Here is a 25,597-nt window from a genome sequence, read left to right as displayed (position 1 = left end):
CCCTCCCAACCTCCCCTTAATAAGGGGAGGTGCCGTAGGCGGTGGGGTAGATCCATATCAGCCTTTTCGTGAAATAGTATGACAAAGTGGGTAATGCCCAAGCCAGTGATCAAGAAGGATGCAAGATATCAAACAGCCGTATTGTATAGGCAGTTTTGTGGTGTATTTTGAAGATTCACAACAGAGTTTTCCTCTCTTATGGTGGATAAACAGCTAAACCTATGGGCTGATGAATACCTAGATGCCAATAGAGAAACTAGAGTTACATATGTGCAAACATATTTGTTGTTTATCCAGGAGGGAAAAATGGCAATTCAAGGATATAAGCGGGCAGTTGGTACATTCTCCAACCGCCAAGCAGCCGAAGATGCGCTAAATAGACTTAGAGATTCGGGTTTCCCCATGGATCGGGTTTCTGTATTGGCAAAAGACGCAGATCGCAACGAGCAAATTGGTGGGGCTAATGTCACAGATAGATCCGATCTCAGTGATCGCGGTGACACCGAGGCTCAGGAAGGTGCTGGAGTTGGTGCGGTTACAGGCACTGTTTTAGGTGGTGTTGGTGGTTTACTCGTAGGTTTAGAAGCCTTAATTATCCCAGGAGTAGGCCCTTTTCTCGCAGCCGGAACGATCGCAACCACTTTGGCTGGAGCAGGTATTGGTGCAGCAGCAGGTGGATTGGTAGGAGCATTGACTGGTTTAGGTATTCCAGAAGAAGAAGCTAGAGGTTACAGTGAGCGGGTATCTCAAGGGGAATACTTGGTAATCGTAGATGGCACCGACAGTGAAATTCAGCGTGCTGCATCTGTTTTAAGTAATCAAGGTATTCGTAATTGGGCTGTTTACGATGTCTCTGGTAATATACCTAGTAATACTTCAGGTGTTGATCGCACTACACAGAGGTATCAAGAGAGAACTACAACCACTACTACTACAGATCCCAATGTAGTCGAAGTTGTTGATAAGCGCATTGATAAGCGGGATCAAACTCTTTAGGATTAAATTTTTCATAAAAATAGCGATCGCGCTTTAGGTAGGATGAAAACAGCTAGCTATTAGCCTCTAAATTCTGTTTGATTCTCACAATTCCTAAATAAGCCCTTTCCCGAATACAGGGAAGGGGCAATTTTAATCTTCGCCTACTAGCTGTGTTTCTTCAGGAAGAAGCGAAGTTTCTTCCACAGGTGCAATTTCTGGAATGGGAATTACCTTAGTCAAATTAGGCTTAATAATCAAACTCACACCTATTGCCCAAGCAATTGAAACCAGCCAGCCAGCAATAATATCGCTAGGAAAGTGAACTCCTAAGTATAATCGTGTCCAAGCAATAACTACCACAAATATGCCTCCCAAAATTATTGCGATCCAACTCCATACACTTCCCCAAATTAAAATTACCAAAACAGCCACTAACGTCATACTTGTCATGGCATGACCACTCGGAAATGAATAATCAAACTCTGGGGCTGGTGAGAGCCAAAGTTGAGGACGAACTCTATGCATAATGACTTTCGCAGTGTAGTTGATGATCGCACTGCCAATTGTAGTAGTGAGTAAATAAATAAGTGATCGCCATCGTTTCAAGAATAATAAAATTAGTCCAATTGTCGCTACAATGGGCGATGCAGTCCAAACCGATCCCAGCTTAGTTAGTCTGAGCGCGATCGCATCAAGATATGGTTGGGCTGATGTATGAATAGTTACCAAAATGGGTAAATCAAAAGGAAAGCCGCCTTCATTTTCCCGGAGATCTAATGCAAGTAGTCCAAAGATTTGCAAAGGTAAATATACTCCAATTAATAACAGCACAAGAGAACCCCAGTGAGCAAGGAGTAGTTTTTTGAGAAACTGGAAGAATGACAAGAAAAACTCTTGAAAATCGAATTTAAACATCTGTCAAAGCTTTCCCCAGACTGTTTTTCAGACAAATACTCTTAAAATATACAAAATTAAATTACACTCTTTTCATCGTTGCGTTAGTTTACCTTGAGATAGAGCTTCATGCTTAATCACAGCGATCGCCTACAGAATTGGAAATTTTGATTTTCCATTACCAACTCCAATAGCGTCTATTCCAATACTCGGTTACTCTCTGTTCCCACTTTTGCCAAAATAAATTTATAGCTTCTGGTTCAAACCAAAATATCTCCGCTTTTGTGTCTGGTATTGCTATCACCAATAAAGCATGATTCAAATCAATACTATAATCTCGATAGTATTCATTCACTGCGCCCAAGTAGGCAGTTAACTGTAATGGATATTCATATAAACGCTCTACCGTACCTTTAGGTTGATCTGCTGTTTTCCACTCGCATATACAGGGAATACCTTTATAGCTAGCAACACAATCAACTTTTCCTGAATACCTCAAATCATAGTGAAAAACAGAACCCTCAACCAGTCTGACTGCATCCATTTTTTCTAAAATAGGTTTGATACTTTCCCAATAAGGACGACTCGCCTCAGAACAAACAGGATTTTCACCAAGTAAGTAGCGTTCAATTTGTTTGTGAGTTTGTGTTCCCCTACGACTAGCAGTTGTGGAAATACGAGTCGCTTCTTCTGTGCCAATACGCGCTTTCCAATTTGATAATCTCTCACGATCTACTTGTGATTTGGTGGCGTTAAGTATTGTGGTAACGCTAGGAAAGCGATTCCCTGTATCATCTATGTAATATTGTTGACTATGCTCCCGTAATGATTTACCACAGTTTCTGGGTAGTAAATGAGTATCAAATTGCATTGGCTAGATAATCTTGGTGAGACAAAAACTTTTTGTATGTCTAAATATCTATATCTTAGACAAGAGGGAATATTTACAAAACTTCAATAGGCTAAAAAATAATTCAAAATTGCTCGCAAACATTTTGTCATGAACATTAACTACCTTAATAGATTAACTAAAAAAGTGGCTGTGATTGCTGGCATGATTGGTGTGAGTGCTTTGGTTGGCACTCCAATCATGGCTCAGTCTAACCAAACACCCGAAAATACAACAGAATCTCCTACAGAACCCGCAACAACACCAGCTACTACCCCAACTCCAGAAGCGACACCATCTCCTGGTGCTGCTACTACAGGTAATTTGGTAGAAGTTGCACAATCAAGCGGTTCCTTTAGCACCCTAACACAAGCAGTACAAGAGGCTGGATTAGCAGAAAAGCTCTCCAGTGGAGAATACACCCTTTTTGCACCCACAGATCAAGCCTTCAATGCTTCCTTGCCTGCTGGTGCGGTGGAATTTCTCCTTCAACCAGAAAATAAGGATCTGTTACGTCAAGTCCTCACCTATCATGTTGTACCCCGTGAAGTAACTTCCAACCAGCTAAAAACTGGAACAGTGAAAACCCTTGGTGGTGGTTTAGCTGTTCGTGTTACTCCTCAACGAGTGATTATAAATGACGCTAGCGTCGTTGAACCCAATATCGAGGCTAGCAACGGAGTCATCCATGCAATCAATCGTGTACTACTTCCATCAGAGTTGCGCCAAACGATCGCCTCTCGACTAGAACAGCAGCCATCCCAAACAGCACCTGGGCAAACCACTCCAGATACTCAGACTACCCCAACTGTACCTGGGCAAACCACTCCAGATACTCAGACTACCCCAGCTGTACCTGAACAAACCACTCCAGATACTCAGACTACCCCAGCTGTACCTGAACAAACCACTCCAGAAGCACCGCAGAATTAAGTACCTTAATCAAACTCTGGGCAGCTTGAAAAGATATTTTCTCGTGTACGAGACTAATCATGTCATTCTGAGCAGTTTGGCTAATAGCCAAAAGTGAATTTGGATATAGCCATAAATTTTTATTAAGATGCTTAAGTGCAATCTTTATTGCTCAGTATGGCAGTTCTTTTCTAACTACAACTTGGTCTACCTTATGAACATCATTGGTTAATTGTCCTTTCTCTTTCGTTATCTAAATGACAAATAAATAATGAATAAGGGTATGACTGAATCGCGGTATGAATCCAGATATAGAGACACGATAGATATGTCGCGTCTGGGCAGTGGAAATTGCATCCATAACAGATAATTATTTTTGGTCAGAGAATCAATACTTAATTAAGATACGTATATTAAAAGACTTTTTTTAGAGAAGAGTGTATTAGAATAAGCTAAAAAGAAGTTGAAAGTTTAACAATAGTAAATATAGCTACATTATAAGTATATATAGAGTTTGGATAATCAAAATGAACGCCAAATCTGTTGCTGCACTGGTTATCGTGACAGTTATCGCTGGCTTAAGTAGCAGGGTTCAAGCTCAGTCACCCTCAGTTCCAATCTCCAATCCAAGACAACAATATACTTTATCTGGTGAGTCCCTAATGGGAATCAATAATAGGACAGCCAACGAAGACTTTGCGAATTTTTTTATCAAAGAAAGCAATTTCGTAAATCAAGCTGGTACTAACATTAGAGAAAATAGAGAAAATGTAGTAGATCCTTACTTAGGTATATGGCAAATCAGCAACAAAGTTAGAGTGCAAAGAGTTGATGAGCCACTATTACCGACTAATACTTCACCCATTATCCTTCAACCTGCTCAATCTATTAATGGCAATGACGGATTGCAAGTGCAACTGGGTATCAACGAATAATTGGAGTACATTAACAGAGCTAATCTCTTTTTGAGATGAAGCGTGCTATTGGCTATAGAACTAGCTGCCGTTATTGCTATTGTATTTAACAAGTTTTTCTGAAGCGATCGCGCAAAGTCAACTCAAGATTTTGTTAGAGGTAAGCGCTATGATAGGAATACTTTGGTTATTTTTGTGCTTTCTTTGGATTATTGGTTTAGCACTTCTAGCAGAACTTTTCTTTTATGAAGAAGAACAACAGTTTTAATCAAGATAATAGCTAAACTATGAGATCCCCCCTAACCCCCCTTTTTTAGGGGGGAAAATAGAATTAGAGTCTCCTTGAAAAAAGTAACAATAGGGCATATGCGACATCCTTTTAGAGAAGTCGGGAATCTATATTTTTAGTATGCACCTGTTTTTTGCAAAACAACCCTCACAGTTTTAAGTAAGATTGTTAGGTCAAGCCACAATGACCAATTTTCAATGTAAGTAATATCTAGTTTGACAGCATCCTCAAAATTATCAATATTAGAGCGTCCCGAAACTTGCCATAATCCAGTGATACCCGGAAGAACTTCTTGTCTGACAAAGTGATGAGTTGTAAACTTTTCTACATCTCTGCGAGGGAGGGGACGTGGGCCGACAAGACTCATTTCTCCCAAAAAAACATTAAATAATTGTGGTAATTCATCCAAACTATAAAGACGTAAAATTTTGCCAATTCGAGTGACACGAGGGTCATCTTTCATTTTAAATAAAACACCATCTTTAATCTCATTTTTTGCTTCTAAGGAAGCTTGTAATTTCTCTGCATTTGCAACCATAGTACGAAATTTCCAAATTTTAAACTTTCGACCGTGTAAACCAATTCTTTCTTGTCTAAAGAAGATTGGGCCAGAAGAATCAAACTTAATTAATAGAGCAATCAATAAATAAATGGGAGACAATAGCAATAGCAAAATAATAGAACAAAAAAGGTCAAAACACCGTTTTACCAAAAAGTCAGTACCAATAATAAATGGTGCTGAAATTGTCATACAGGGAACTCCACCAATTACCCAAAATGTGGATTTTGGATGGTAATTTTCACTTTTTATTGGCAGTATACGCAAGGTAATACCAGCTGTGTAGAAATGCCAGCATAAATACAGACGATTTTTGATTGCACTCCAAGAAACAAAAGCCTCTACAATTCCCTGTCGACGAAGATATTCAAAAGTTTTATCTCGGTTACGTAAATCCAAACAACTAGAATCGGCAATTCCTTGTACAGTGTAGCAATTTTCCTGTTCTATGATTTTAATGTGATTCTCTTTTTCTGCTGGATCGGTAATCAAAAATACAGAATGGCGCATTACTCCTTTTCTACGTAAATGTTTAGTAACAACGTCAAATATATAGCGCTGAAAACATAGAAATATGACAGATAATATCCAGAAAATTATAAAACTTGAACGAGAAATATAGCTATTTGATTCGTAAAGGAAAGCAATGATTAATAGAAAGATTTGCGATGTAGATATTGCTTTGAATAAACTTGAATAATTACGACGATTAATTCCTCCCTTATATAAACCTTTGATAGCAATTATTCCTATCTGTAAAGCAATAGTTAGTGCTAATAATGATTTTTTTCCTACCCAAGGATAATCTGATTCTTCGCCATATATGATTGCTAGATCCCATGCTAAAATAAGACAAGTAATATCTAAGAATATCAGTGAGATTATCCTGAGGAACCTGATAATTATTCCTTTTTGTACTCTTGTACCTTGAGCGGATCTTAAGTCAGGTTTTAAGCTGACAACGGGCATAGATTTAACAGTCATAATTTAGATGCTCCTGATATTTATGTAGATTCATTCACACGAGATAAAAGTGAACATTTGCTAAACTTCATGACAAATAATTCTCTATGAGTCAAGAACTTCCAATTAAAAAAAAAACTTCAAGTTGTAGGGTGCGTTATGACGATAGTCCGTAACGCATCATTAACTCTCGAAGAAAGGTGGGTTACGCTATCGCTAACCCACCCTACTGGACTGATACAACTAAAATGAAAGATATAGAAATAAATTTATTTATAAAGTAATTTCCTATGACTTACTCAAATAATAAGTAGAAGGTAGATGGCAGAGGGCAGTAGACGCGGTAGATGCGGAGCAGCTACTTACCCGACGGGAAGCCGGGCAAAGCCCGTCTACAGAAGTCGCTAGCTAACGCAACGCCTGACGGCGAACGCGCAAGAGCGTAGGTACGGCGTATCCGTTGGTAGGTAAAAGGCTTTTTCACCTGCTTTCTAGAACTTGCCATTTTATATTTAATTATGTCCATCTACTTAATTTACTTAGATTTAGCGTTTAGGAGCTTGCTCAAAAGCTCTCGCAATAGCATTCCATGCCAACTTACGTTGAAAATATGAGTCATATAACAAAGGACGTCTACTAGTTCTTGAAAGCCAGGTATAGCGATCGCTTAATCCCCAAGTTAAGACTGCAATTACTGCTTTTTCATCTAATACTACTGAAAGATAGTCTTCATAAGCGGCAGCAATAATGCGATCGCGTACCATACTATCAGCAGGTAATCCTTCATCCTGCACATCTAACTCGGTAATGAGAATTTTTAAGCCAAGGCTAGCAACATCTTTGAGAAAGCCTCTCATTTTCTCAGCATTGAAGCGAGTTTCCCTCGCTTTTAAATGGGCTTGAATCCCAAGAGCATGTACAGGAGTTTTTTTGGACTTTAAACGTTCTAGCAACTTTAATACAGCTGCTCTTTGAGCATTGCCAACAGGAGTGTCATAGTCGAGCCAGCGATCGTTATAAACAAGCATCGCCTTTGGATCTGCTTTTGCCGCCGTGCGAAAAGCAAGCTCAATATAGCCCTCACCAAGAAATTCCAACCAAGGTGAGCGGCTTAAACCATCAGAACGCTTGCTACGTGAAACAGCGATCGCTTCATTGACAACATCCCATGAATGAACAATTCCGGCGTAATGCTTGGCAACTTTCGTAATATGTTCTACTAAGAATCGCTCTGCATTTTTATGGTTAACCTTTCTCTTAAACCATCTAGGCAATCCCAACTCCCAAACTAAAGGAGTTCCTCGAAATAACATACCGTGAGTGCGAGCAAACTTTGCTAACCAATCACCTTTGGTAAAGTCAAAGGTATGGGGATTGGAACGAATAGTAAACCACTTCAAATCATTTTCTGCCACCAACATTCCACAATCTTTAGCAAAAGTATTTGCGAATTGGGTGTTTGATAGTAGTATGCGTTGCTCAGTTGCAGCTCCAAAAATTAACCCCTTAGCTGCGGCACGCTGTTTTAAAGAAGCTTGCCCAACCAATGTAAAGTCTCTTTTTGGATGAGAACGTACTGGAGTTTGCTTTCCTCGATTGATTGCTTCTGTTGTTGTCACAGTCGTCATGCCTAGCAAACCAGCCAAACCCAGTTTGATAGCATGCCGCCTAGCTATTGATTGGTGATTAAACATTTTAAATCGGCACTTTACTCAGCAAAACTGCATGAACTTACTTAAAATACCTCTCTAACTCTTATTACCCCGTGCGCTCTGTGCCTCTGTGATTTTATTCTTCCGTGACTCGTAGGTAAATTCTAAAGTTCTTGAAGAATTTGCTATCAATGCTCGAAAGACACGGTAGAAAAACAACGGGTTACCAAGGAGATAGCGCTGCCATAAACGTTGAGGTTCCATAACTAATCTAGTTAACCACTCAAAACCGCGATCAGTCATCCAACGCGGCCCTCTGCATACAGCATCAGTATAATAATCAAGACAGGCTCCTAAAGGTAAAAAAACTTTTGCATTTATTCGAGTTAAATTGTCAAGTATCCAACGTTCTTGCAATGGCATACCAAAACCAACATACAAAATATCTGGTCGAAATTTATTAATTTCACTAATAATGGCTTCATTTTCTTCACCGAGTTTTTCAAAATAACCGTGATGCCCTTTAACTTTTAAATTTGGTGCGATCGCTTTGAGTTTTGCGATCGCTTTGTCTACTGTACCTGGCTTGCCTGCAAGAAGAAATAAGGATACATTTTCTCTTTCGCAAGCTAGTGCCAAAGTTTCTATATAATCTGGACAAGTCATCCGATATTCGGATTTAAGACAATATCCACAAAGTTTTGCTCCCCATAAAACACCAAAACCATCACAAAATACTAAATCTGATTCATTCAAAAATTTTCTATACCAAGGTAAATCATATGCAAAATTCATAGCTCGAATATTCACATTTCCCACAACAGTTTTTTTTTAAGTTTTGCCGACTTAATAATATAATCTATAAGTTGGTAGACTTTTAACTTATGGAATCTAATACCTAATAATATAATTTCGTCAAATTCTTGTTTACTGCTTATTAAACTCATAATTTTTTAATTAGTCACTACTATAGACTATTCCATGAGTGACTTCTATTTATGCCTTAGTTTTAGGTATTGTTAATTATAATAACTAAATTAAACGTAAAATACGTTCTATTAGATCCCCGACTTCTTAGAGAAGTTGGGGATCTAAATTTTTAGTTTATTGATGTTGACTTACTCAGTATTTTCTAATAAATATTTACCATACGCCATACTGATCTGATGGTAAATTTCCAATTGCTTTTCTAAATTTATCTTTTATACATCTGGCTATTGATGGCTTAATAAATTGTTTAGGTACGAAGGTCAATAATTCTTTTGCAATCCAAACTAAGTAAAATCGTTGCCGTTTACTAACTAAATCCTTTGATGTTTTTTTAGCAAAGCTAGAGGCTACTCTCCAACTTTCACTAATTTCCATAAATTTATTCCAAGATTGTCCGGTAAAACCGTTGAGTGAATAAGAAGCTAGAGGTGTTTCAACATAATGGAAACAAAACCCATATATATAAGCTCGAAAGATAAAATCATAATCAGCTGCTATCAAGTAGTTTAAATCAAATAATCCTATTTTTTCATAAACTGTTTTTTTCACAAAACAGCCGGGATGATTTAAAGTAAATTTAAATAATAAATTATCTAAATCTCCTGGAATAAACGTATTTAAATATTGTCCATTGAAATAGTTGTGCAGAGAAGAATAAATAATATCAACTTTTGACTCTTTTAAAAAAAGATTTTCTATAACTTGTAAAGCTTTGTCATTATACCAGTCATCAGCATTGATAATACCAATAATATCTCCGGTAGCACGAGATATACCTTTATTCATAGCATCATAAATACCATTATCTTTTTCCGAAATTAAAATACCGATTTTATCTGCATAACGATGAATTACCTCTAAAGTTCCATCATTAGAGCCGCCATCAATAATGATGTATTCTAATTCTGACGTTATTTCTTGTTTAATAACACTTAGTATTGTTTTTTCAATTGAACTAACTGCATTATATACCGGAGTAATAATGGATATTTTCATCTCTTTATTATTAAATTATTCTTCAATAACTCAACTAAATAAACTCTAAATGGCATGGTGTGTTAATGCAACATCCCGGAGGGAACTTCTGAAGTTCGGTGGGCAGAACATCTGACCGTTTTTTATTTTCCCTACGGACTTGAAACTGCACTAGCTAGATCATTGAGAAATTGTTCATGTCTGCTACGATACCAATTTTTAGCGTCATCGAAAGTAGTTGACGTGAATGTTGAAGTCACCACTGAAACTATTAGATTAGCAAACTCCTGTGGTGTTTCAGCAACTCTAACCGTTGATGGTGGGTGAGTAATTCCTCGCAAGGCAACTGGAGTTGCTACTATCAAAGAACCAGAAGCGATCGCATCCAAAGTTTTGATTTGTATGCCACCTCCACTTAATGTCGGAATAGCAACCACCTTTGCTTGAGCCATGAATTCTTGAGCATCAGGTACAACTCCACAATAATAAATATTTGGATATTTACCATTGAGCCAATCAGCATCTTTACCAGCTACATGAATTGAAAGTTCAACTGGTAAATAAGGATAAACATTTTCAATAAACCATTTCAGTCCCTCTATATTTGGCTTCCATGTCCAACTACCTAAAATACCAATATCAAAGTGCTTCTTAACTATTTTTTCTTGTAAATTTTTAAAACTAGGTGCTATCCCAAACGTTCTAATTATATTTACATTAGCAAGGCGAGAAAAAGATTTATTATCATGGTCTGTTAAAGTCCAAACTTGCTGAGATAAATTGGATAATCTTGCTTCTTGCAATTTCATTAATCTAGCTTCTCGCTTGTAAAGCAATTTTGCTATCAAATTCTTAACTCTTTTAAATTGTTCCTCATACATCTCATGTTCAACATTCTGACTAATAAAAATTATTTGGCTTTTCTCTTGGATATAAGCTTCAATCCAACCAATCTGAGCGTGTTCAATAATTATGCTGTCATACTTTTCACTGAAGAGAAGTTTATTAAGTATATTAATGTATACATGAGAATAATATTTAGCTGATGAATATGGCAAACCTTTCCAAAAGCTCAAAGCCAACCACAGCAAAGCATAAAACTTTGACTTTTTTGTTTCTGTATGTCGCTCATCAACTATGAATGTTTCCTTGGAATTATGTTCAAATCTATCACCTTTGCGAAGATAACCAACAACTGTAACCTGATGACCAAGTTTCTTGAGGGCATCAATAAAACACTGTGAAGCAACTTCACCACCATTACAGTTTTTACTAAGAAGAATAGTTGTTAAAAATAGAATTTTCATAGTTTAAGTAATTAATATATCAATTTTTAAAACTAAAACAAATTATATTTAGCTGTAGTTGAATAAAAATTTTGAGAATTGATAACATTATTTCTACCAACCACCGTAAACTATAAAAGACTTAGTAAGGTACCCAAATTTTTCTTCGTAAAGCTTACCTTTGGGGAAGAGATTCATCAATTTTTGCTTACTCAACAATTTAATTGAAGTCACTGAACTTAGAGCTTGTTGCCTATCAGGTGTCTTTTCCCTCCATCCTAAATTAAAGTGAGTTAATAACCAAACTCTTACTGCAATGGGAAGAAACTGAAAGAACGGAAAAACAAAATGAGGTTCAATAGGAAAATAGAGATTTGGTGTTTGAATAAAGTATTTTTTTCCTACTCTCTTGACTTCATTAGCCATCTGAAGTTGGTCGTTATAGTCTCCCACATGCTCAATAACAGAATTAGAAAAAACTATGTCAAATTCTAAATCTTTAAACTGATACATATTTCTGGCATCACCCACAACACATTTAAACTTTGGATGATTGATTTGCTCTATGTTGAGTAGGGTAATTTCTAGCTCTAAACCCTCTTGATTGAAAAGACCTGTATTTTCCCAAAAACTAGGTCTACCTCCAACATCGAGAATTTTCAAGGGAGTTCTTGTTGATTTAATTAGCGAGCTGAACAAAGCAAAACGCTTTCTTCTTAAATCACTTGCTAATGAATCAGATCTACGGTTGTCGTAAATTTTTTCTATCACTTGACTGAGCATATATTGTTTTAACCTCAATTAAATTACCTAATTAGTCAAAAATCTTCCTTACTAGAGCCTACAAAAATTGCAAAACTTCAGCATAAGCCTCCAGTAATTTAGGGGCTTGATGTCGCCATTCAAGAATGTCTTCCATCCTGTGTCGTCCTTCAGCTCCCATTTTTTCTCGAAGTTGAGGAGAATCAAGAAGTTCGATGATTTTATGGGCAAACTCTATCTCATCATTAGGTCTGGCATACAAAGATGCTCCTTCTGCCGAACGTCTTCCCTCTCGCAGATCAAACTGAACAATAGGTTTTCCTAGTGCCATGTACTCTAGGATTTTGTTCATGGTACAGTTTTCGTTGTAAGCAGATTTTGGAGATGGTTCTACACAAACGTCACAGCTAGATAACCGTTCTAAAAGTTCCTTACCTGTTTTAAATCCTGTAAACTCCACAAACTCAGTCACTTCTAACTTCTTAGATAGAGCTTTAAGCTTTTCAGCAGCAGGGCCATTCCCAATCAGCATGAAGTGAATATCTTTGCGTTTCTTTTCTGTGACTAGATAACGTACCATTCTCAGCAGATAGTCAATTCCCTCTGGTTCTCCCATCACTCCCATGTAACCAACCAAGTATTTTTTACCTTTGCGGTAGCTGGGATTTGGAGATATGAAATGAAAGCGTGAAAGGTCAGGCGCACTTCTAACTACAAAAACTTGCTTTGGGTTCTTACCTCCCCTAGTCAAAGCTATCTTTCGGTGTGACTCGTTCGTTGCGATCGCTAAATCTGCTGTGGCATAAGTCAAACGTTCAGCCAAACGTAAACCATAATAGAAAACATCTCGGCGATTGTATTTAGCTATATACATTTCCGGACTGAGATCGTGGTGATCGAAGATGACTTTTATGCCATGGAAAATTTTGTACCATCCTGCTACCAAGAAGAGTAAGTCTGGAGGATTGCAAATATGAATCACATCAAAGCCCTGTTCTTGCCAGACTCTTTGTGCTAGACGAAACTGCCAATAAACAGCCCAGCCATATTCTCGAAGATAGCCAGTAACAGAACTTTCTTCCGTGGGAAGAGGATGGCGATAGATATGAATTCCTTCGATTTCTTCATAATCCTTTTCAAAGCCGTTTCCTTTCGGAGATATAGTAGAGACTTGGTATCCTGCTTTTTGTAGAGTAGTAGCTTCCATCCATACTCGTCGGTCAAAAGGAATGGGAAGATTTTCGACAATGATGAGGATTTTATCTAACTTACTATGAGCGTTCATTATTATTTTTTACAGTGTTTTGCAGATAAATGAAGTGTCAGGGTAAATTTTTGTAAGTGTACTCGTGAGTGATAGAAAATTAGGTTCAAATCAAAAATTATGGATGGGAGTATTAAAGAATAATTCAGCTATGTTGATTCTTGCTTAATGGTATATTTAATAGTCAAGAAATCCCTGAATATGAAGCTATTTTTTAAATTTAATAATCCCTATTTTTTCTGCTGTGAGCTACCAATCAATCAAAAGATTACAAACTTCTGTAAAGATTTTATTTTATTCCTAGCACAGAATCATAAATAGCTTCCAATTTGACAGTTTGCTTATGAATATCAAAAAACTCACAAACATACTCTCGCCCCCGTAGTCCCATTTGCTTACCTAAAGCACGGTCAGATAACAAAATATCAAGCTTCTCAGCCAATGCAACATCATCTTTCTCTGACACCAAAAATCCTGTCTCACCATCTAAAACTGCTTCAGGAATACCACTATGCCATGTAGAAACAACAGGAATACCACTAGCGCAAGCTTCCAGAATAGCAAAAGGCATACCTTCACAATCCCCATTTTCTGCCATCTGACTAGGTAAGGCGAATATTTCTGCATTCCGCATCAGTTTTTGTACTTCATCGTGAGGTTTAGCTCCCAAAAAACGTACGTATTGAGAAATACCAAGTTTCTGACTTAATGCATAAAGTTCTGCTGTCAAATCGCCTGCACCTACCTGGATAAGTGAGACATTTGGATGCTTTTTGCAAATCCTTGCAAAAGCTCGCAAAAGTGTATCAATTCCTTTCTTTTCTGTATGCCTACCTACACAGAGAATAAAACGTTCGTCAGTTTCTTCTGTTCTAGGTGAAAATTTTCTAATATTGATGCCAGGATTGTATAAGATAATTTTTTTTTCAGGGTATCCTTGTTCAATCAGCTTTTTACGCAAGAAGTTAGAAAGAACAAGAAATACAGATGCTTTTTCTTTTAGTTCTTTTTCATGCAAAATAAGTTGATAGTACAAAGGAGCACCATAGCTCCATATTTTGCTACGGTTAATTGTAATATCATATCCCCAAAATGAAACAATTAAAGGTATTTTGAGCTTTTTAGCTAGTGCCATTGCATAAACTCCATCAGGGCCAAAATGAGCGTGGATTAGGTCTAAATTCTTGAATAAATCAGAACGCCCAAATAGATGAGGAGAACGTGTAATTAGATAAATTAATTGTTTAATATTCAAAAAGTCGCTTTGATTAATTGAAATATTACGAAAGGTTACTTCTTTTAAAAGCGTACACGCAATAAATATAGGGTCGTATTTAGATAAGTTTAGAGCTGGTTCTGTTATAAATGTCTCTGATACACGAGGAAATCGTTTTCGGTATATACCAACTTCTCTCACGTTTTTTTTCATTTCTTACCTTTATTGTTATTAATTAATTTTTTTACTTTCTGACTTGAGTTTACCTTGTCCACCTCAGAATCCAAACTCTCTCCAATCCATAAAATGGAGCTAAAATCAATGTGATTGCAACCCAAAATGGCCCTAGTATATATAGCCAAATACCACCGCGATGAAGTTTGATAAATTGCTCTAGAGGGTAACGCAGATGTCTGTGCCAGTAGGTTAATGGAATCCATTCTTTAATATAGGTTTTGTAAATTCTTTCTATTTCATATGTAGCTTCGACACCAGCGATACTTGTTTTGTTTTCACCGCTAATTGGATTGATACTCAGAACTTCGTCGATAACTTTCCAGCATACTCCACGAGATAGAAAATAATTCCATAGCTCGAAATCCATTGCATACTTGTAACTTTCATCTATAGGTTTATTTCTATCTAATAATCTGCGTCGATAAAAGCAGCTCGGTTGAGGGATTGGATTATGAGCAGGCATCAAGGTAATTTGTTTGAGTGTAGGAGCTTTAACATACACTCGATTATTGCTTTCATCCTGAATAATTGAGCGCTCTCCTGTCTTTAAGAACTGATTAAACAAAACCATCCAAAAGTTAACTCCTTTTAGTGGCTGCTTAACATTCTCGGTTATAAATTCCATGTGGCAGCGACCCACAAGAACATCAATTTCAGGTGAATCTATAAATATTTTCCCAACTTTATGTAAAGCGCCTGGTATGAGCAGATCATCGCTGCATAACCAGTTAACTATCTCACCATTGCACTTAGCAAAACCTTTATTAATAGCATTAGATTGTCCACTATCCTTTTCACTCACCCAGCAAGCAATATATGGCTCAAATTGCTTGATTACCTCGATACTTTTGTCTGTCGAACCTCCATCAATGACAATAATTTCGAGTTTCGGATAATTTTGCTCGATTAGACTTTGTAGAGTTGCTCCAATAGTTGCACCTCCATTGTAGTTGGGTACAACAATGGAAATAGATGGAAGTTCTGTTGAGCGATCAGATTTTAACAAACTATTTTTATTTAACTGAATATTTTGCATTTTTATCATTTCCTCAAATTAACTAAATTGAAATTAAAATCCTCAAGTGATATGTCATAAAAATTTCATTCATATGGAGCTGAAAATTTCCTGACTATAATTCACCTTGAGTTGGCGATTTCTTCTTATTCTTTTTACCGATATAGCAGATGATAGGGAAATAGAAATATATGCTATCCAAATTGTTCCTCTTGATATAATTCCACCATTGTCTGTAAAATTAAATAAAAACATAATTATTATGGTTTGTAACATCCAAAAATTTTCTGTTACTGGATTTGACATCCATAAAAAAATTATTCTACTCAAGGTAGATAAAAAGTTAACTGTATATACAAAAAGACCCAAAAATCCTAATTGTAGAAGAACTTCTATGTAGCTGTTATGGGAATTGAAAAGTTGGAAATTGTCTATTGATAGAGAATTTTTCGCCCATGTAGTACGCAGGATAACAATAGATTCATTAGAACCCCAAAATCCTGAAATACCATAACCCAGCCAAGGTCGCTTTAATGCTTGCTCAATGCATAATGTCCAGATTGGTACTCGTCCGTTAAAGGTGGTATCTTTTCCCAAGATATTAACTAATATAGTTTTTTCATTAATCAAAATTAGGAAAGCCACAATACAGCTGATTATTAATGCACCTGTAAGAAGCACGGAACGCAACTTATAATTCTGCTTGACAAACTTATGGAGGGGAAGCAAACACAATGAAGCGACAAAGATTACATAACCTCCTTTACCTTGACTAAGAAAAACAAGAGTAGTTGCAATAGCGAATTTAATCCAAGCGATCCAATGTTGTCTGCGGCTGTTGAGAGCAGCTAGTAGAGAAAGCATGGCTGCTAGAATCATGTAGATAGCTAGATAATTTTTGTAAGGGAAGATGCCTCTCCATGCACCATTACTGTATGTACCAAAACCTGGGATAGCTAGAGGAAGTATCAAGCTGAGAATAGCTACAGTCCCAAATACCCACCCGAATAACCTCATCTGCTCTCTAATGCTATAGCGTGTTGCTAAATACATTCCAAATAAGATTGTGCGTAACATAGCTTTGGAAGTGATTGAGGTTATATCTGGAAGAACAGACCATAAACCAGAGATTGCAATCATTCCCAATAAAATGAGTATGGTTATATCTGTTGTCGCTACATAAATAAATTTTTTCCAGTGTAAAAGAATTAAAAGTGCTACTATTAAATAACTGAATACATCAAACAGCTTGGCTAGAGTGTAAGGAAAAAAACTAGGACTGACGAAATAAAAAAGTAATAATCCAGTGAGCCATATTTCCACATAAACTGCCAAACGCAGAAACGATTGATTTTTCATGTTTTACGGTGTCTAATAACATAAAATAGTGACAATAATATTTTTGCTGTAACATATTTCTGATTAATGGTGCGTTGTGCTTCGCTATAACGCACTCTACTATACTCAAGAGCCATATTTTTAGCGATCGCCTCTACTAATAATTTCGTTATAAACAGATAAGTAACGATTGGCTTGTATTTCTGTAGTGAATTCTTGTTCTACTTTTTCACGGGCGCGATGTGACAACTTTTGATACCGCTTTTGATTTTCCAGCACCCAAATTATTCCTTGAGCCAAATCTTCAATTTTAAAAGGTTGAGCTAGGTAGCCATTTCGTTGATGTTCAACAATATCTTTTAATCCAGTTATATTGAAGGCAACGACTGGTTTACCACAAGCAAGAGATTCAGAAGCAGTTTGTCCAAAAGATTCTTGAAGTGAGGGAATAACCATGACATCTGCCGATGAATAGACAAGTGCTAATGAAATATCGTCGTGTAAATGCCCTAGATAATGAGTTCTCAAACCAAAATCAACAGAGCTTGTAGGTTGAGAAGCTCCGAAAACAACTAGCTCTAAGCAATCTCGCCACTCTGATTTACTTAACTCTTGTAGTGCTGTTTGCAATAGATGAAAACCTTTTCTTTTGTCACTAGTTGCTTTTAATGCTCCAAATAGAATGAGTTGCTTATCTTGAGGTAAGTGGAGTAATTTTCGTGCCAATTGTTTATTAATTGGTTTGTATTTTTCGATATCAAGTCCATTGGGAATTAGCTCAATTCGTGATTCCTTAAATAAAGAACTAGAGCTAATACATTGAACCATCCAGGAACTGAGGGCAACTATTGTTAAATTGAGATTCTTCCATGCTTTGGTTTTGCGCTGCCATATCCAACGGGATAAATCCCAATTGTTATGACTACCAAGTTGAGGGCAGGCACCACAGGATAAAGTGTAGCGATCGCAATCTCCGCTATAGTGACACCCTCCAGTCAACGCCCACATATCATGAAGTGTCCAAACCAAAGGGCGCTTTAGCTTGGCAATTGTTTCTATTTGCATAAATGCTCCATTAGTCCAGTGCATATTGATAATATCTGGAGCAATTTGAGCAACCTTGGGAACTACTTTATCTGGCAACCATTGAAGCGAAAACGTACTTCCAATTCGTTTGTGATAAAACTTTAGTGGTAAAGCATCTATTGTCTGCTTTGCTCTTACTATGCCTTGAGATAATTTAATTGTAGGTGCAATTACCATTGTGTCATCACTGTATTTTTCCTGCACCAGTAGCTGTGATTTGACACCGATATTTTCTAAACCTTTGTGCAAGCGATACGTAGCACGAGCCGCACCACCATTAATGTCAGATATATTAATATGTAGAACATTCATAATTACCCTACACTTATCATCTGTTTAACTTTCTTTTTTAAAGACACAATTAGAGGTTTACTGTACAAAGTACGCTGTGTAAAAATATCTGCTTGGCGATTCTGGAGTAAAAACGGAGGATGTTGGAGAGGAAAACTTATTTCCTGAGCTGGTATGTTAGCAAACTTACTTTTTTTGCTTAAAGTATGAGTTCCTTCTTCACCAAAACCAATGTTTGAAACTAAATTGTGATTAGAAATTATGCAAAGACTACTTTGTAACCAGCAAGCAAGTGTCCACCTTAACGCCCAACTATCTATCTTTCCTTCATATGTCGATTGTAGGATGTTATGCCAATAGTTAACTGCCTCTGTACTTTGTAAGATATCTTCTAAAAGGTTGTTCTTTTTTACTTCAGTCCATAATTGCATTTGAAAATCAAAGTACTGCCAAGCTCTTCTCCATGTTGCCCAACCCCAGCAGTGGTTGTAGCGTGAAAAGTAGTAACTATAATTGGTTCGTCTCCGTCCAAATTGCACATTCTGTCCAGATATTGAGCCAATTCTGGTATCATATCTATATTTTTCTAGTAATTCTTCACAGAACGGAAAAAAGCTAGAATGAGGAATACAATCGTCTTCTAAAATAATTGCTTCTTCAACATTGCTGAAAACCCAATCTAGACCACTAGATACACGTTTTGCACATCCTAAGTTTGTATGAGAGTAGTTCTTTAATACCTCGCAGTTCCAGTCAACTTGCTCAATAATTGCACGAGTAGCCTCACACTTTTCGGCTTCATCAGGGCGATCGCTACGCGGCCCATCTGCAACGACAAAAAGCTTTGGTGGTTTTGCGTGGCGAATAATTTCAAATACTTTCTCTGTTGTATGAGGTCGCTTAAAAATGATAAATACTACAGGATATTTCATAAATAAATGCATGATTTATTTTCAACAATTATCTTTTAGAATTGGCACCTAATCGTAATTGCATATTCTCCCAAGCCCGAAGATAATGAATAAATAAAATCACCAAAGTAAACTGTATCTTTTTATTTACTCTACGAAGCTTATCATCTGGTAAATATTTAAAAATGAATTCTATAGGTGGTCTTAAATCCCTATAAACTTCTTTAAAATTTTTCAACAAACTCTTTTCTGTTTTTAAATCATAAATTCCACCAGCTACTCTTTGAATTTTTTGATGTAATTGAGAGAATGTATGTCTAGCAGGGTGCAGAACACAAACATCATCTGCATAAATTTGCTTATAACCTGCACGAAAAACACGTTGCCCCCACTCTAAGTCTCCTCTAGATTTCAGATTGCTGTCAAAATAGCCTACTTTTTCCAGCACACTTTTAAAAGTAAAGAGATTTGCTGTAACTGCAAACCTAAGTTCTTGAATATATTGCTTTTGTGGAAAAGCAACTACACTCTCATACAGTTCTACAAGGGTTAATTTATCTGGGCTTTTAAAAAAAAGCTGTATTTTTCCACCGATTAATCCACAGTCTGGTGCTTCAAGTAGATGTGCTACTCCTTTTTCAATCCAATCTTGGGCTGGAATACAGTCTGAATCTGTAAAAGCAATAATTTCACCCTTAGCAAGAGATATCCCTTTATTTCTGGCAGCATATGAACCAGGATTACTTTCATATGCGACAATTACTTGACTGAACTGACTAGTCACATTCTCAGTATTTTCTTCTGAAGCATTATCAACTACTATCACTTCATAGCAATGTTTTGGGTATGTTTGTTTTTCCAAAGCATCTAAACAAAGTCTTAGTCGTTGAGAATCGTTAAAAACTGGAATTATCACAGAGACTAAAAGATTTTGTGTTTGTGTAAACATGAACTGATAATTTTCTAGTCTATACAGATAAAGTTGATTGATTACTTAGAACTTCAAATAAATATTTTTTGGATGCTGCTATAGCTTTTTGTAGTTTATCGTTAAACGTATCCGAGTAAATGTTAGAAAATAAATATTCTTTTCTAAATTCTGCATTATCTGTATCTGTAAAAATCCGCTTTTCCAAACCTAGATGACTGAGTAAGTCTTGAACTTTATGTGCCTTATATGTTTTGGTAAATACAGTAAAAGGTTTTCTAAATATCAAAGAAAATATAGTTCCATGATAAAAGCTTGTAACTACATATTCTGCTTGAGAAAAATAACCGAGCCATTCTTCTGGACTAACTCCTATGAAATTGTAGTGCGCCACTTTGTTGTAATAACCAATGGAAATTGGTATTAAATTTTTAGTATTAGCTACTGATTTAACAAAATTTTCTTGCTTAACTGAAAGGTTAGTAGCATAAATAAGTAAATATTTTTTCTTAATATTTGGAGGCACGAGAATATCATTATATCTAGCAAGAAAAGTTGGATCGAGGACTTTTACAGCTTGGCGATCGCATTCTGAGACTAGACGTAAGCTATTTGAATCTCGAACTGAAATTACATCAAAATCATTAATCAATTTATAGATATCATTTTTGAGTTCCATTAATGACTCAGTATTACCAAAACTAGCTGCATAACTTAATTTCAAAGTATTCTTATTATCAACAAAGTCTAGAAAGAATGATGGATCAAAACCACGAAAGGAGTTGAGATTCCATAATTCATCACTTCCACAAATAACGGCATTATATCGATTATGAAATGATTTTAATTCCTTTCTAGAATAGAATTTATTACTACTTAATTTCATTTTAGAAAATAAAAAATATCTCATTTTCCAAAATTTGATGATATTTTGTATAAAGTGTTGATTGAAGCAAAATTTATATCTTGAGCGCCAAATGGGGTATAACTGTTTTGCATAAAACTTAATTGCTACACGTGGACGATAATCAATAATCTCAACATCATGTCCGAGTTGTTCAAGTGCTTTATACAAAGCATAGGCTTGAAGTGTTGCACCATAATTAAGGGTGTGATGATAAGTCAAGATTCCGATTTTCATATATTTTTCCCTATTTTAATTACTGTTATTTATTCCCAAGTTTTCGATTTTGGACTTTGAGATGATTGTTTACCCGATTTTGAAGAGGGCTAGAAGAATATAAGAGTTTGAAAACGTGCCTTAGTACCTATATAAGCAGTACCCATTACACACCTTTTTTCCGAATACCTTGTTGCTTATATAAAGCTAACTTTGCTAATTCATTTAATTTCTTAAAAAGTTGTTTGTCTAATAAAGCAATTACAGCTATATACGTTAAAGCAGCCAGTGGTATACAAATAGTAAGCATGATATTTGCACTTATTGATGCTGCAAAAAAGTATTTAAAAGTTAAGACAATTGCAACTATAGCCAGACAACCACATACTTGTGTGAAATATTGACGTAAATAAATAAGCAAATCAAGTTTAATTAATTTACGGAGTAACAGTAATGGTATCGGTGCAAGTAGGTAACTGCGAATTAAATATACCATTGCCACAGCTAAAATTCCCCATTTAACTACTAGAAAAAAAGCAATAAAGTTACTCACACTATTTATAAAAGTTACCCATAATCTCCAAGAGGGTTTACCCATAGCTATCATCAACGAACCGTTGAAGAAAAAAATGCAATGAAGAGGGCCAACAAGGGATAGAGCCTGCATAACAGGAATACTTGATTCCCATTTATTTCCAAAAACAACTCTGACTATTTCAGGTGCTAACACAGCTACGCTAATAAAAATAGGAAAAGAGATTAAACTTGATAGCTGAGTAGCACTATAAAATGCATTTCTTAATTTCTCTGGCTCTTGCTTCAACCTTGAAAAGGTAGGTAATGCAACCTGAGTCAAGATACGAACCAAAAGCTGTGTCATTACCAATAATATGCGGTAGGCGACATTGTAGTATCCTAGAGCGATCGCACCGAGAAAATATCCAATTAATAAGTCATCACCATGACGACTAAAAAAATTGAGAAAATTAAAACCTACAATATTGACACCAAAGGAAAACATTTCTAGAAAATGCTTTTTAGAAAATCTAAACCCAGGTCGCCAATCGCTAACTCGCCATAAAGTTATAACTGCGACTAACCCAAAACTTAATTGCTGACAGACAAGACTCCATACTCCAAAGCCTTGAAATGCCATTACAATACCAACCGTACCACTAGCTAATGTAGCTAATAGGGAACGTATAGCCAAAGCTTTAAAAAAAAGTTGACGTGAGAGAATTGCCGCTTGAACACTATTTAGAGCACTAAATAAGAAGTTAAAAGATAAACAACGAACAATTAATGTTAGCTGTGGTTGATTAAAGAAGTTAGCTACGATATCTGCGACTGAAAAGCCAATAATTGTTAGTGATGTGCCGATGCCAAGAATTGTCCAAAAAGCAGTGTCTAGGTGTTCTGATTCTAGATTATCCCGTTGTACGATCGCCTCACTAAATCCCTGCTCTAGAAAAATCTGCATGAAAGTAACAACAACACCAGCTGTTGCTACTAATCCAAAATCTTGAGGGCTAAGTAGGCGAGCAAGTAGAGAAAAGACAGCAAAGGAAATTACTTGGCTACCCCAGCTCTGAATAGCAGACCAAACTACACCTTTTACTGCCTTTTGTCGCAAATTTGATGATTCTTTAGATGATTGCATGAGAGGAAGTTTTAATGAGTCAAAGCCATAACCGTAAACTGAGGTAGAAGGCAGGGTGTTGAGGCGTCCTTCGTTAGGACAAAGGGAAGTATTATGACTCATGTCTTTTCCCCGTGTCCGGTTTGTCCTCTTCTGTACCCAACCCCTAGTACCCAGTACCCCTTTCTCGTTTTTGCCGAACACGTGCAGAATTTTGAGAAATACTAAATGACTCAGGTGATTCTTGAGTGTAATAGAAGTAGCTGTCAGGTTCGTTTTTCACATTCACACCATTAATTACCATTCCCAACACTTTTTGACCTGATTGTGTCAAGAATTCTTTCGCGGCATTCGCATTAGCAGCGTTAACAATGCCTGGACGTACTACCAGTAAAAGACCATCAACTAGCTTACCTAGAACCGAAACATCTGCTGTTCCCGCTAGAGGAGGCGTATCAAAAATGACGCAATCATAGCTTCTCGCAAAGATAGTGACTAATGCCGTCATGCGTTGAGAATCTAGCAGCGCGAGTGGATTAGGAGGTATCACTCCAGAGGGAAGTACATGAAGATTAGGCATCACTTCCTGTACTACTGTATTCAAAGGAATTTGATCGTCAACGATCGCATTACTTAAACCTTGAGCGTTTGTTAATTCCCAGATGTGATGCTGGCATGGACGACGCATATCAGCATCTACTAACAGCACTCTACGTCCAACTTGTGCCATGACAATGGCTAAATTAGCAGAAACCTCAGACTTTCCTTCCTTAGCAACAGAACTGGTGACGGCGATCGCTTTTAGTTGCTTATCTGAAAGGAACCTTAAGTTTGCTTGCAGCATTTGATATGCATCGCGAATCGCAAACAGATGGATATCCCTACCTACCACTCTAGGTATTGGTCGATCTAGCTTTCCTGTCAAAGTTTTGCCATACCGACTCAAATTAGGAATAACTCCCAACAGAGTATATTGAAATAACTCTTTAGCTTCTTTAAGCGTTTTCACAGATTGGTCTACCAGTTCTAAGCTAAAGGCAGCAACTACTCCTAACAAGATACCTAAAATGCCGCCAGCAGCAATAATCAATGTCTTACGAGGGCCACTCGGTTGATCTGGTATCAATGCTGGGGAGATGATACTGGCATTACCTACATTTTGATTTTCTGCTACATCTACCTCTTGTATCCTTGTTAAGAGATTTTCATAGGTAGTTTGCGCTGCTTTTACCTTTCGTTCTAACTCTCGCTGAGTTTCTTCTAACTTAGGCAAAATATTTGCTCGTTCTTTATATACAGACAGAGTATTGCTTAGATTAGCAATTTGTTTCTCTAAACCGAGACGTGCTTTTTCTGTATTAGCCAAATCTTGAATCAAGGCTTGTCGCACCCCTCCAATTTGCAAATTCTTGAGAGAAACTTGCTGATTTTTGCCAGCTACTTGCTCTACCCGTTGTTGCAATACCTGACTTAGAGCAGAAGCTTGTTCTTCTAAATTAACAATTTGAGGATGTTCAGGCTGAAAGCGAGTTCGTGCCACCTCTAAATCTGCTTGTGTTTTTTGAAGCTGACTGAGTAACTGCTGAGTTCCAGGTATTTGGCTCAACTCAGCGTAGGTAATGGCTTTTTGGGATTCAACATCTATCTGCTCTTTTAACTTTTGCGATTGCGCTGTGACGTTAACTAATTGAGCTTGTGCTGTGGCAATATTATCTTCTAACTTAGAAATAGTACTAACTGCTTCTGCAGCTTCCTGTTGCAGAACCACTATTTTGTTTGCTTCTTTAAATTTGCGTAGGTTTGACTCTGCTTGCTTGACAGCTTGCTCGGTTTTAGGTACTTGTTCCCACATAAACTTCCGAGCTGAAACTGCCTCTGCTCTGTTCGTTTGGATATTCTGCTTGATATAAATTTCAACTAATTTATTAACTACTTGTGCCGCCATTAAAGGATCGGAGTCTGCATAATAAATTTCCAAAAGGTCTGTGCCTTTAACACTCACTACGCTTAATGCCGCAGCTAAATCTTCAATCCTCAAGGGATTGCCTAAACTATCTCTGAGATCGAGAGATCTCACGGTTTCCTGCAAAACAGGAACAGAAGTAACGATTTTGACTTGAGTGTCAACTGGGCTGCTCTGACTGACTAAAGCTTCCAGTCTTCCTAAATCTTCACCCAATCCTGTCAGAGAGGAAGTACGATTCGTTTTAATTAACAGGCTTGCTTGTGCTTGATAGTAAGGTTTGAGTGAAAATGCATACACTGAAGCCAAGGTTAAGATAGTTCCAAAAATTCCTACTGCTGGTAGCCAGCGTCGTTGCAACACTAGCCAGTACTTTTGGAAATCTATCTCTTCAAAAGGATGAGTATTGTTGATTGAGTCCATAGTTTATGAATGCGAATGTATTCTGAGGTGCCGTCATATATCTACGCGCGATCGCAAGTCATACAATTTTGGATTTTAGATTTTTGATTAAGAATCGCTTTGG

Annotated in this window: 21 protein-coding genes; 3 read left to right on the top strand and 18 right to left on the bottom strand. The window is 36.9% G+C overall.

The annotated features are described in order from the left end of the window. Nucleotides 1-306: 306 nt before the first annotated feature. Nucleotides 307-996 carry a general stress protein gene (locus QUB80_RS13885; RefSeq protein WP_289790275.1) on the top strand — a complete coding sequence of 230 codons (690 nt, stop codon included), beginning with the start codon at nt 307-309 and terminating at the stop codon, nt 994-996. A 132-nt stretch (nt 997-1,128) separates the two neighbouring features. On the opposite strand, the gene QUB80_RS13880 is transcribed toward QUB80_RS13885, so the two are convergent. Next, complete coding sequence (locus QUB80_RS13880; RefSeq protein ID WP_289790092.1) at nt 1,129-1,893, bottom strand: phosphatase PAP2 family protein; 765 nt, start codon at nt 1,891-1,893, stop codon at nt 1,129-1,131. Between the two features lie 157 nt (nt 1,894-2,050). Continuing rightward, nucleotides 2,051-2,743: a PD-(D/E)XK nuclease family protein gene (locus QUB80_RS13875; protein ID WP_289790091.1), complete on the bottom strand. Its 693-nt coding sequence runs from the start codon at nt 2,741-2,743 to the stop codon at nt 2,051-2,053. Nucleotides 2,744-2,872: 129 nt separating this feature from the next. Between QUB80_RS13875 and QUB80_RS13870 the strand changes: the two genes are divergently transcribed. Together QUB80_RS13870 and QUB80_RS13865 are read left to right on the top strand one after the other, a co-directional pair. Then, nucleotides 2,873-3,694, top strand: coding sequence for a fasciclin domain-containing protein (locus QUB80_RS13870; protein WP_289790090.1), 822 nt, complete (start codon nt 2,873-2,875; stop codon nt 3,692-3,694). A gap of 506 nt (nt 3,695-4,200) precedes the next feature. Beyond that, nucleotides 4,201-4,608 carry a hypothetical protein gene (locus QUB80_RS13865; protein WP_289790089.1) on the top strand — a complete coding sequence of 136 codons (408 nt, stop codon included), beginning with the start codon at nt 4,201-4,203 and terminating at the stop codon, nt 4,606-4,608. Between the two features lie 383 nt (nt 4,609-4,991). Here the strand turns inward: QUB80_RS13865 and QUB80_RS13860 are convergent, their stop codons facing one another. The 16 genes from QUB80_RS13860 to QUB80_RS13785 all read right to left on the bottom strand — a co-directional run bounded on the left by QUB80_RS13860 (nt 4,992) and on the right by QUB80_RS13785 (nt 25,494). After that, the gene (locus tag QUB80_RS13860) at nt 4,992-6,419 is read right to left on the bottom strand and encodes a sugar transferase (RefSeq protein WP_289790088.1); all 1,428 of its coding nucleotides are present in this window, start codon (nt 6,417-6,419) and stop codon (nt 4,992-4,994) included. A gap of 524 nt (nt 6,420-6,943) precedes the next feature. Continuing rightward, nucleotides 6,944-8,092: an endo-1,4-beta-xylanase gene (locus QUB80_RS13855; protein WP_289790087.1), complete on the bottom strand. Its 1,149-nt coding sequence runs from the start codon at nt 8,090-8,092 to the stop codon at nt 6,944-6,946. A 54-nt stretch (nt 8,093-8,146) separates the two neighbouring features. After that, nucleotides 8,147-8,845 (bottom strand): WecB/TagA/CpsF family glycosyltransferase, encoded by a 699-nt coding sequence (locus QUB80_RS13850; RefSeq protein ID WP_289790086.1) that lies wholly within the window; start codon nt 8,843-8,845, stop codon nt 8,147-8,149. A 348-nt stretch (nt 8,846-9,193) separates the two neighbouring features. After that, nucleotides 9,194-10,036, bottom strand: coding sequence for a glycosyltransferase family 2 protein (locus QUB80_RS13845; protein WP_289790085.1), 843 nt, complete (start codon nt 10,034-10,036; stop codon nt 9,194-9,196). Nucleotides 10,037-10,167: 131 nt separating this feature from the next. Continuing rightward, complete coding sequence (locus tag QUB80_RS13840; protein WP_289790084.1) at nt 10,168-11,322, bottom strand: glycosyltransferase; 1,155 nt, start codon at nt 11,320-11,322, stop codon at nt 10,168-10,170. Nucleotides 11,323-11,415: 93 nt separating this feature from the next. Beyond that, nucleotides 11,416-12,102 carry a methyltransferase domain-containing protein gene (locus QUB80_RS13835; protein WP_289790083.1) on the bottom strand — a complete coding sequence of 229 codons (687 nt, stop codon included), beginning with the start codon at nt 12,100-12,102 and terminating at the stop codon, nt 11,416-11,418. 40 nt (nt 12,103-12,142) lie between these two features. Continuing rightward, the gene (locus QUB80_RS13830; RefSeq protein WP_289790082.1) at nt 12,143-13,348 is read right to left on the bottom strand and encodes a glycosyltransferase family 4 protein; all 1,206 of its coding nucleotides are present in this window, start codon (nt 13,346-13,348) and stop codon (nt 12,143-12,145) included. Nucleotides 13,349-13,616: 268 nt separating this feature from the next. Beyond that, nucleotides 13,617-14,756: a glycosyltransferase gene (locus QUB80_RS13825; protein ID WP_289790081.1), complete on the bottom strand. Its 1,140-nt coding sequence runs from the start codon at nt 14,754-14,756 to the stop codon at nt 13,617-13,619. Between the two features lie 49 nt (nt 14,757-14,805). Beyond that, nucleotides 14,806-15,816 carry a glycosyltransferase family 2 protein gene (locus QUB80_RS13820; RefSeq protein ID WP_289790080.1) on the bottom strand — a complete coding sequence of 337 codons (1,011 nt, stop codon included), beginning with the start codon at nt 15,814-15,816 and terminating at the stop codon, nt 14,806-14,808. Between the two features lie 69 nt (nt 15,817-15,885). After that, nucleotides 15,886-17,154 carry an O-antigen ligase family protein gene (locus QUB80_RS13815; protein ID WP_289790079.1) on the bottom strand — a complete coding sequence of 423 codons (1,269 nt, stop codon included), beginning with the start codon at nt 17,152-17,154 and terminating at the stop codon, nt 15,886-15,888. A 120-nt stretch (nt 17,155-17,274) separates the two neighbouring features. Next, the gene (locus QUB80_RS13810; protein ID WP_289790078.1) at nt 17,275-18,531 is read right to left on the bottom strand and encodes a glycosyltransferase family 4 protein; all 1,257 of its coding nucleotides are present in this window, start codon (nt 18,529-18,531) and stop codon (nt 17,275-17,277) included. 2 nt (nt 18,532-18,533) lie between these two features. Then, nucleotides 18,534-19,442 (bottom strand): glycosyltransferase family 2 protein, encoded by a 909-nt coding sequence (locus tag QUB80_RS13805; protein ID WP_289790077.1) that lies wholly within the window; start codon nt 19,440-19,442, stop codon nt 18,534-18,536. A 28-nt stretch (nt 19,443-19,470) separates the two neighbouring features. Further along, a complete protein-coding gene (locus QUB80_RS13800) occupies nt 19,471-20,370 on the bottom strand; it encodes a glycosyltransferase family 2 protein (protein WP_289790076.1) in 900 nt (299 codons plus the stop codon). Nucleotides 20,371-20,389: 19 nt separating this feature from the next. Continuing rightward, nucleotides 20,390-21,490: a polysaccharide pyruvyl transferase family protein gene (locus QUB80_RS13795; protein WP_289790075.1), complete on the bottom strand. Its 1,101-nt coding sequence runs from the start codon at nt 21,488-21,490 to the stop codon at nt 20,390-20,392. Nucleotides 21,491-21,635: 145 nt separating this feature from the next. Continuing rightward, nucleotides 21,636-23,231, bottom strand: a complete 1,596-nt coding sequence (locus QUB80_RS13790) for an oligosaccharide flippase family protein (RefSeq protein ID WP_289790074.1) — start codon at nt 23,229-23,231, stop codon at nt 21,636-21,638. A 43-nt stretch (nt 23,232-23,274) separates the two neighbouring features. Continuing rightward, entirely contained in the window at nt 23,275-25,494 is a 2,220-nt protein-coding gene (locus QUB80_RS13785) for a GumC family protein (protein WP_289790073.1), read from the bottom strand. Between the last annotated feature and the right edge of the window lie 103 nt (nt 25,495-25,597).

Source organism: Chlorogloeopsis sp. ULAP01, assembly GCF_030381805.1.
In the GTDB taxonomy this organism is placed as follows: Bacteria; Cyanobacteriota; Cyanobacteriia; order Cyanobacteriales; family Nostocaceae; genus Chlorogloeopsis.
Note: the sequence above shows the minus strand (reverse complement) of the source record. Positions and strands in the feature narration are given on the sequence as shown.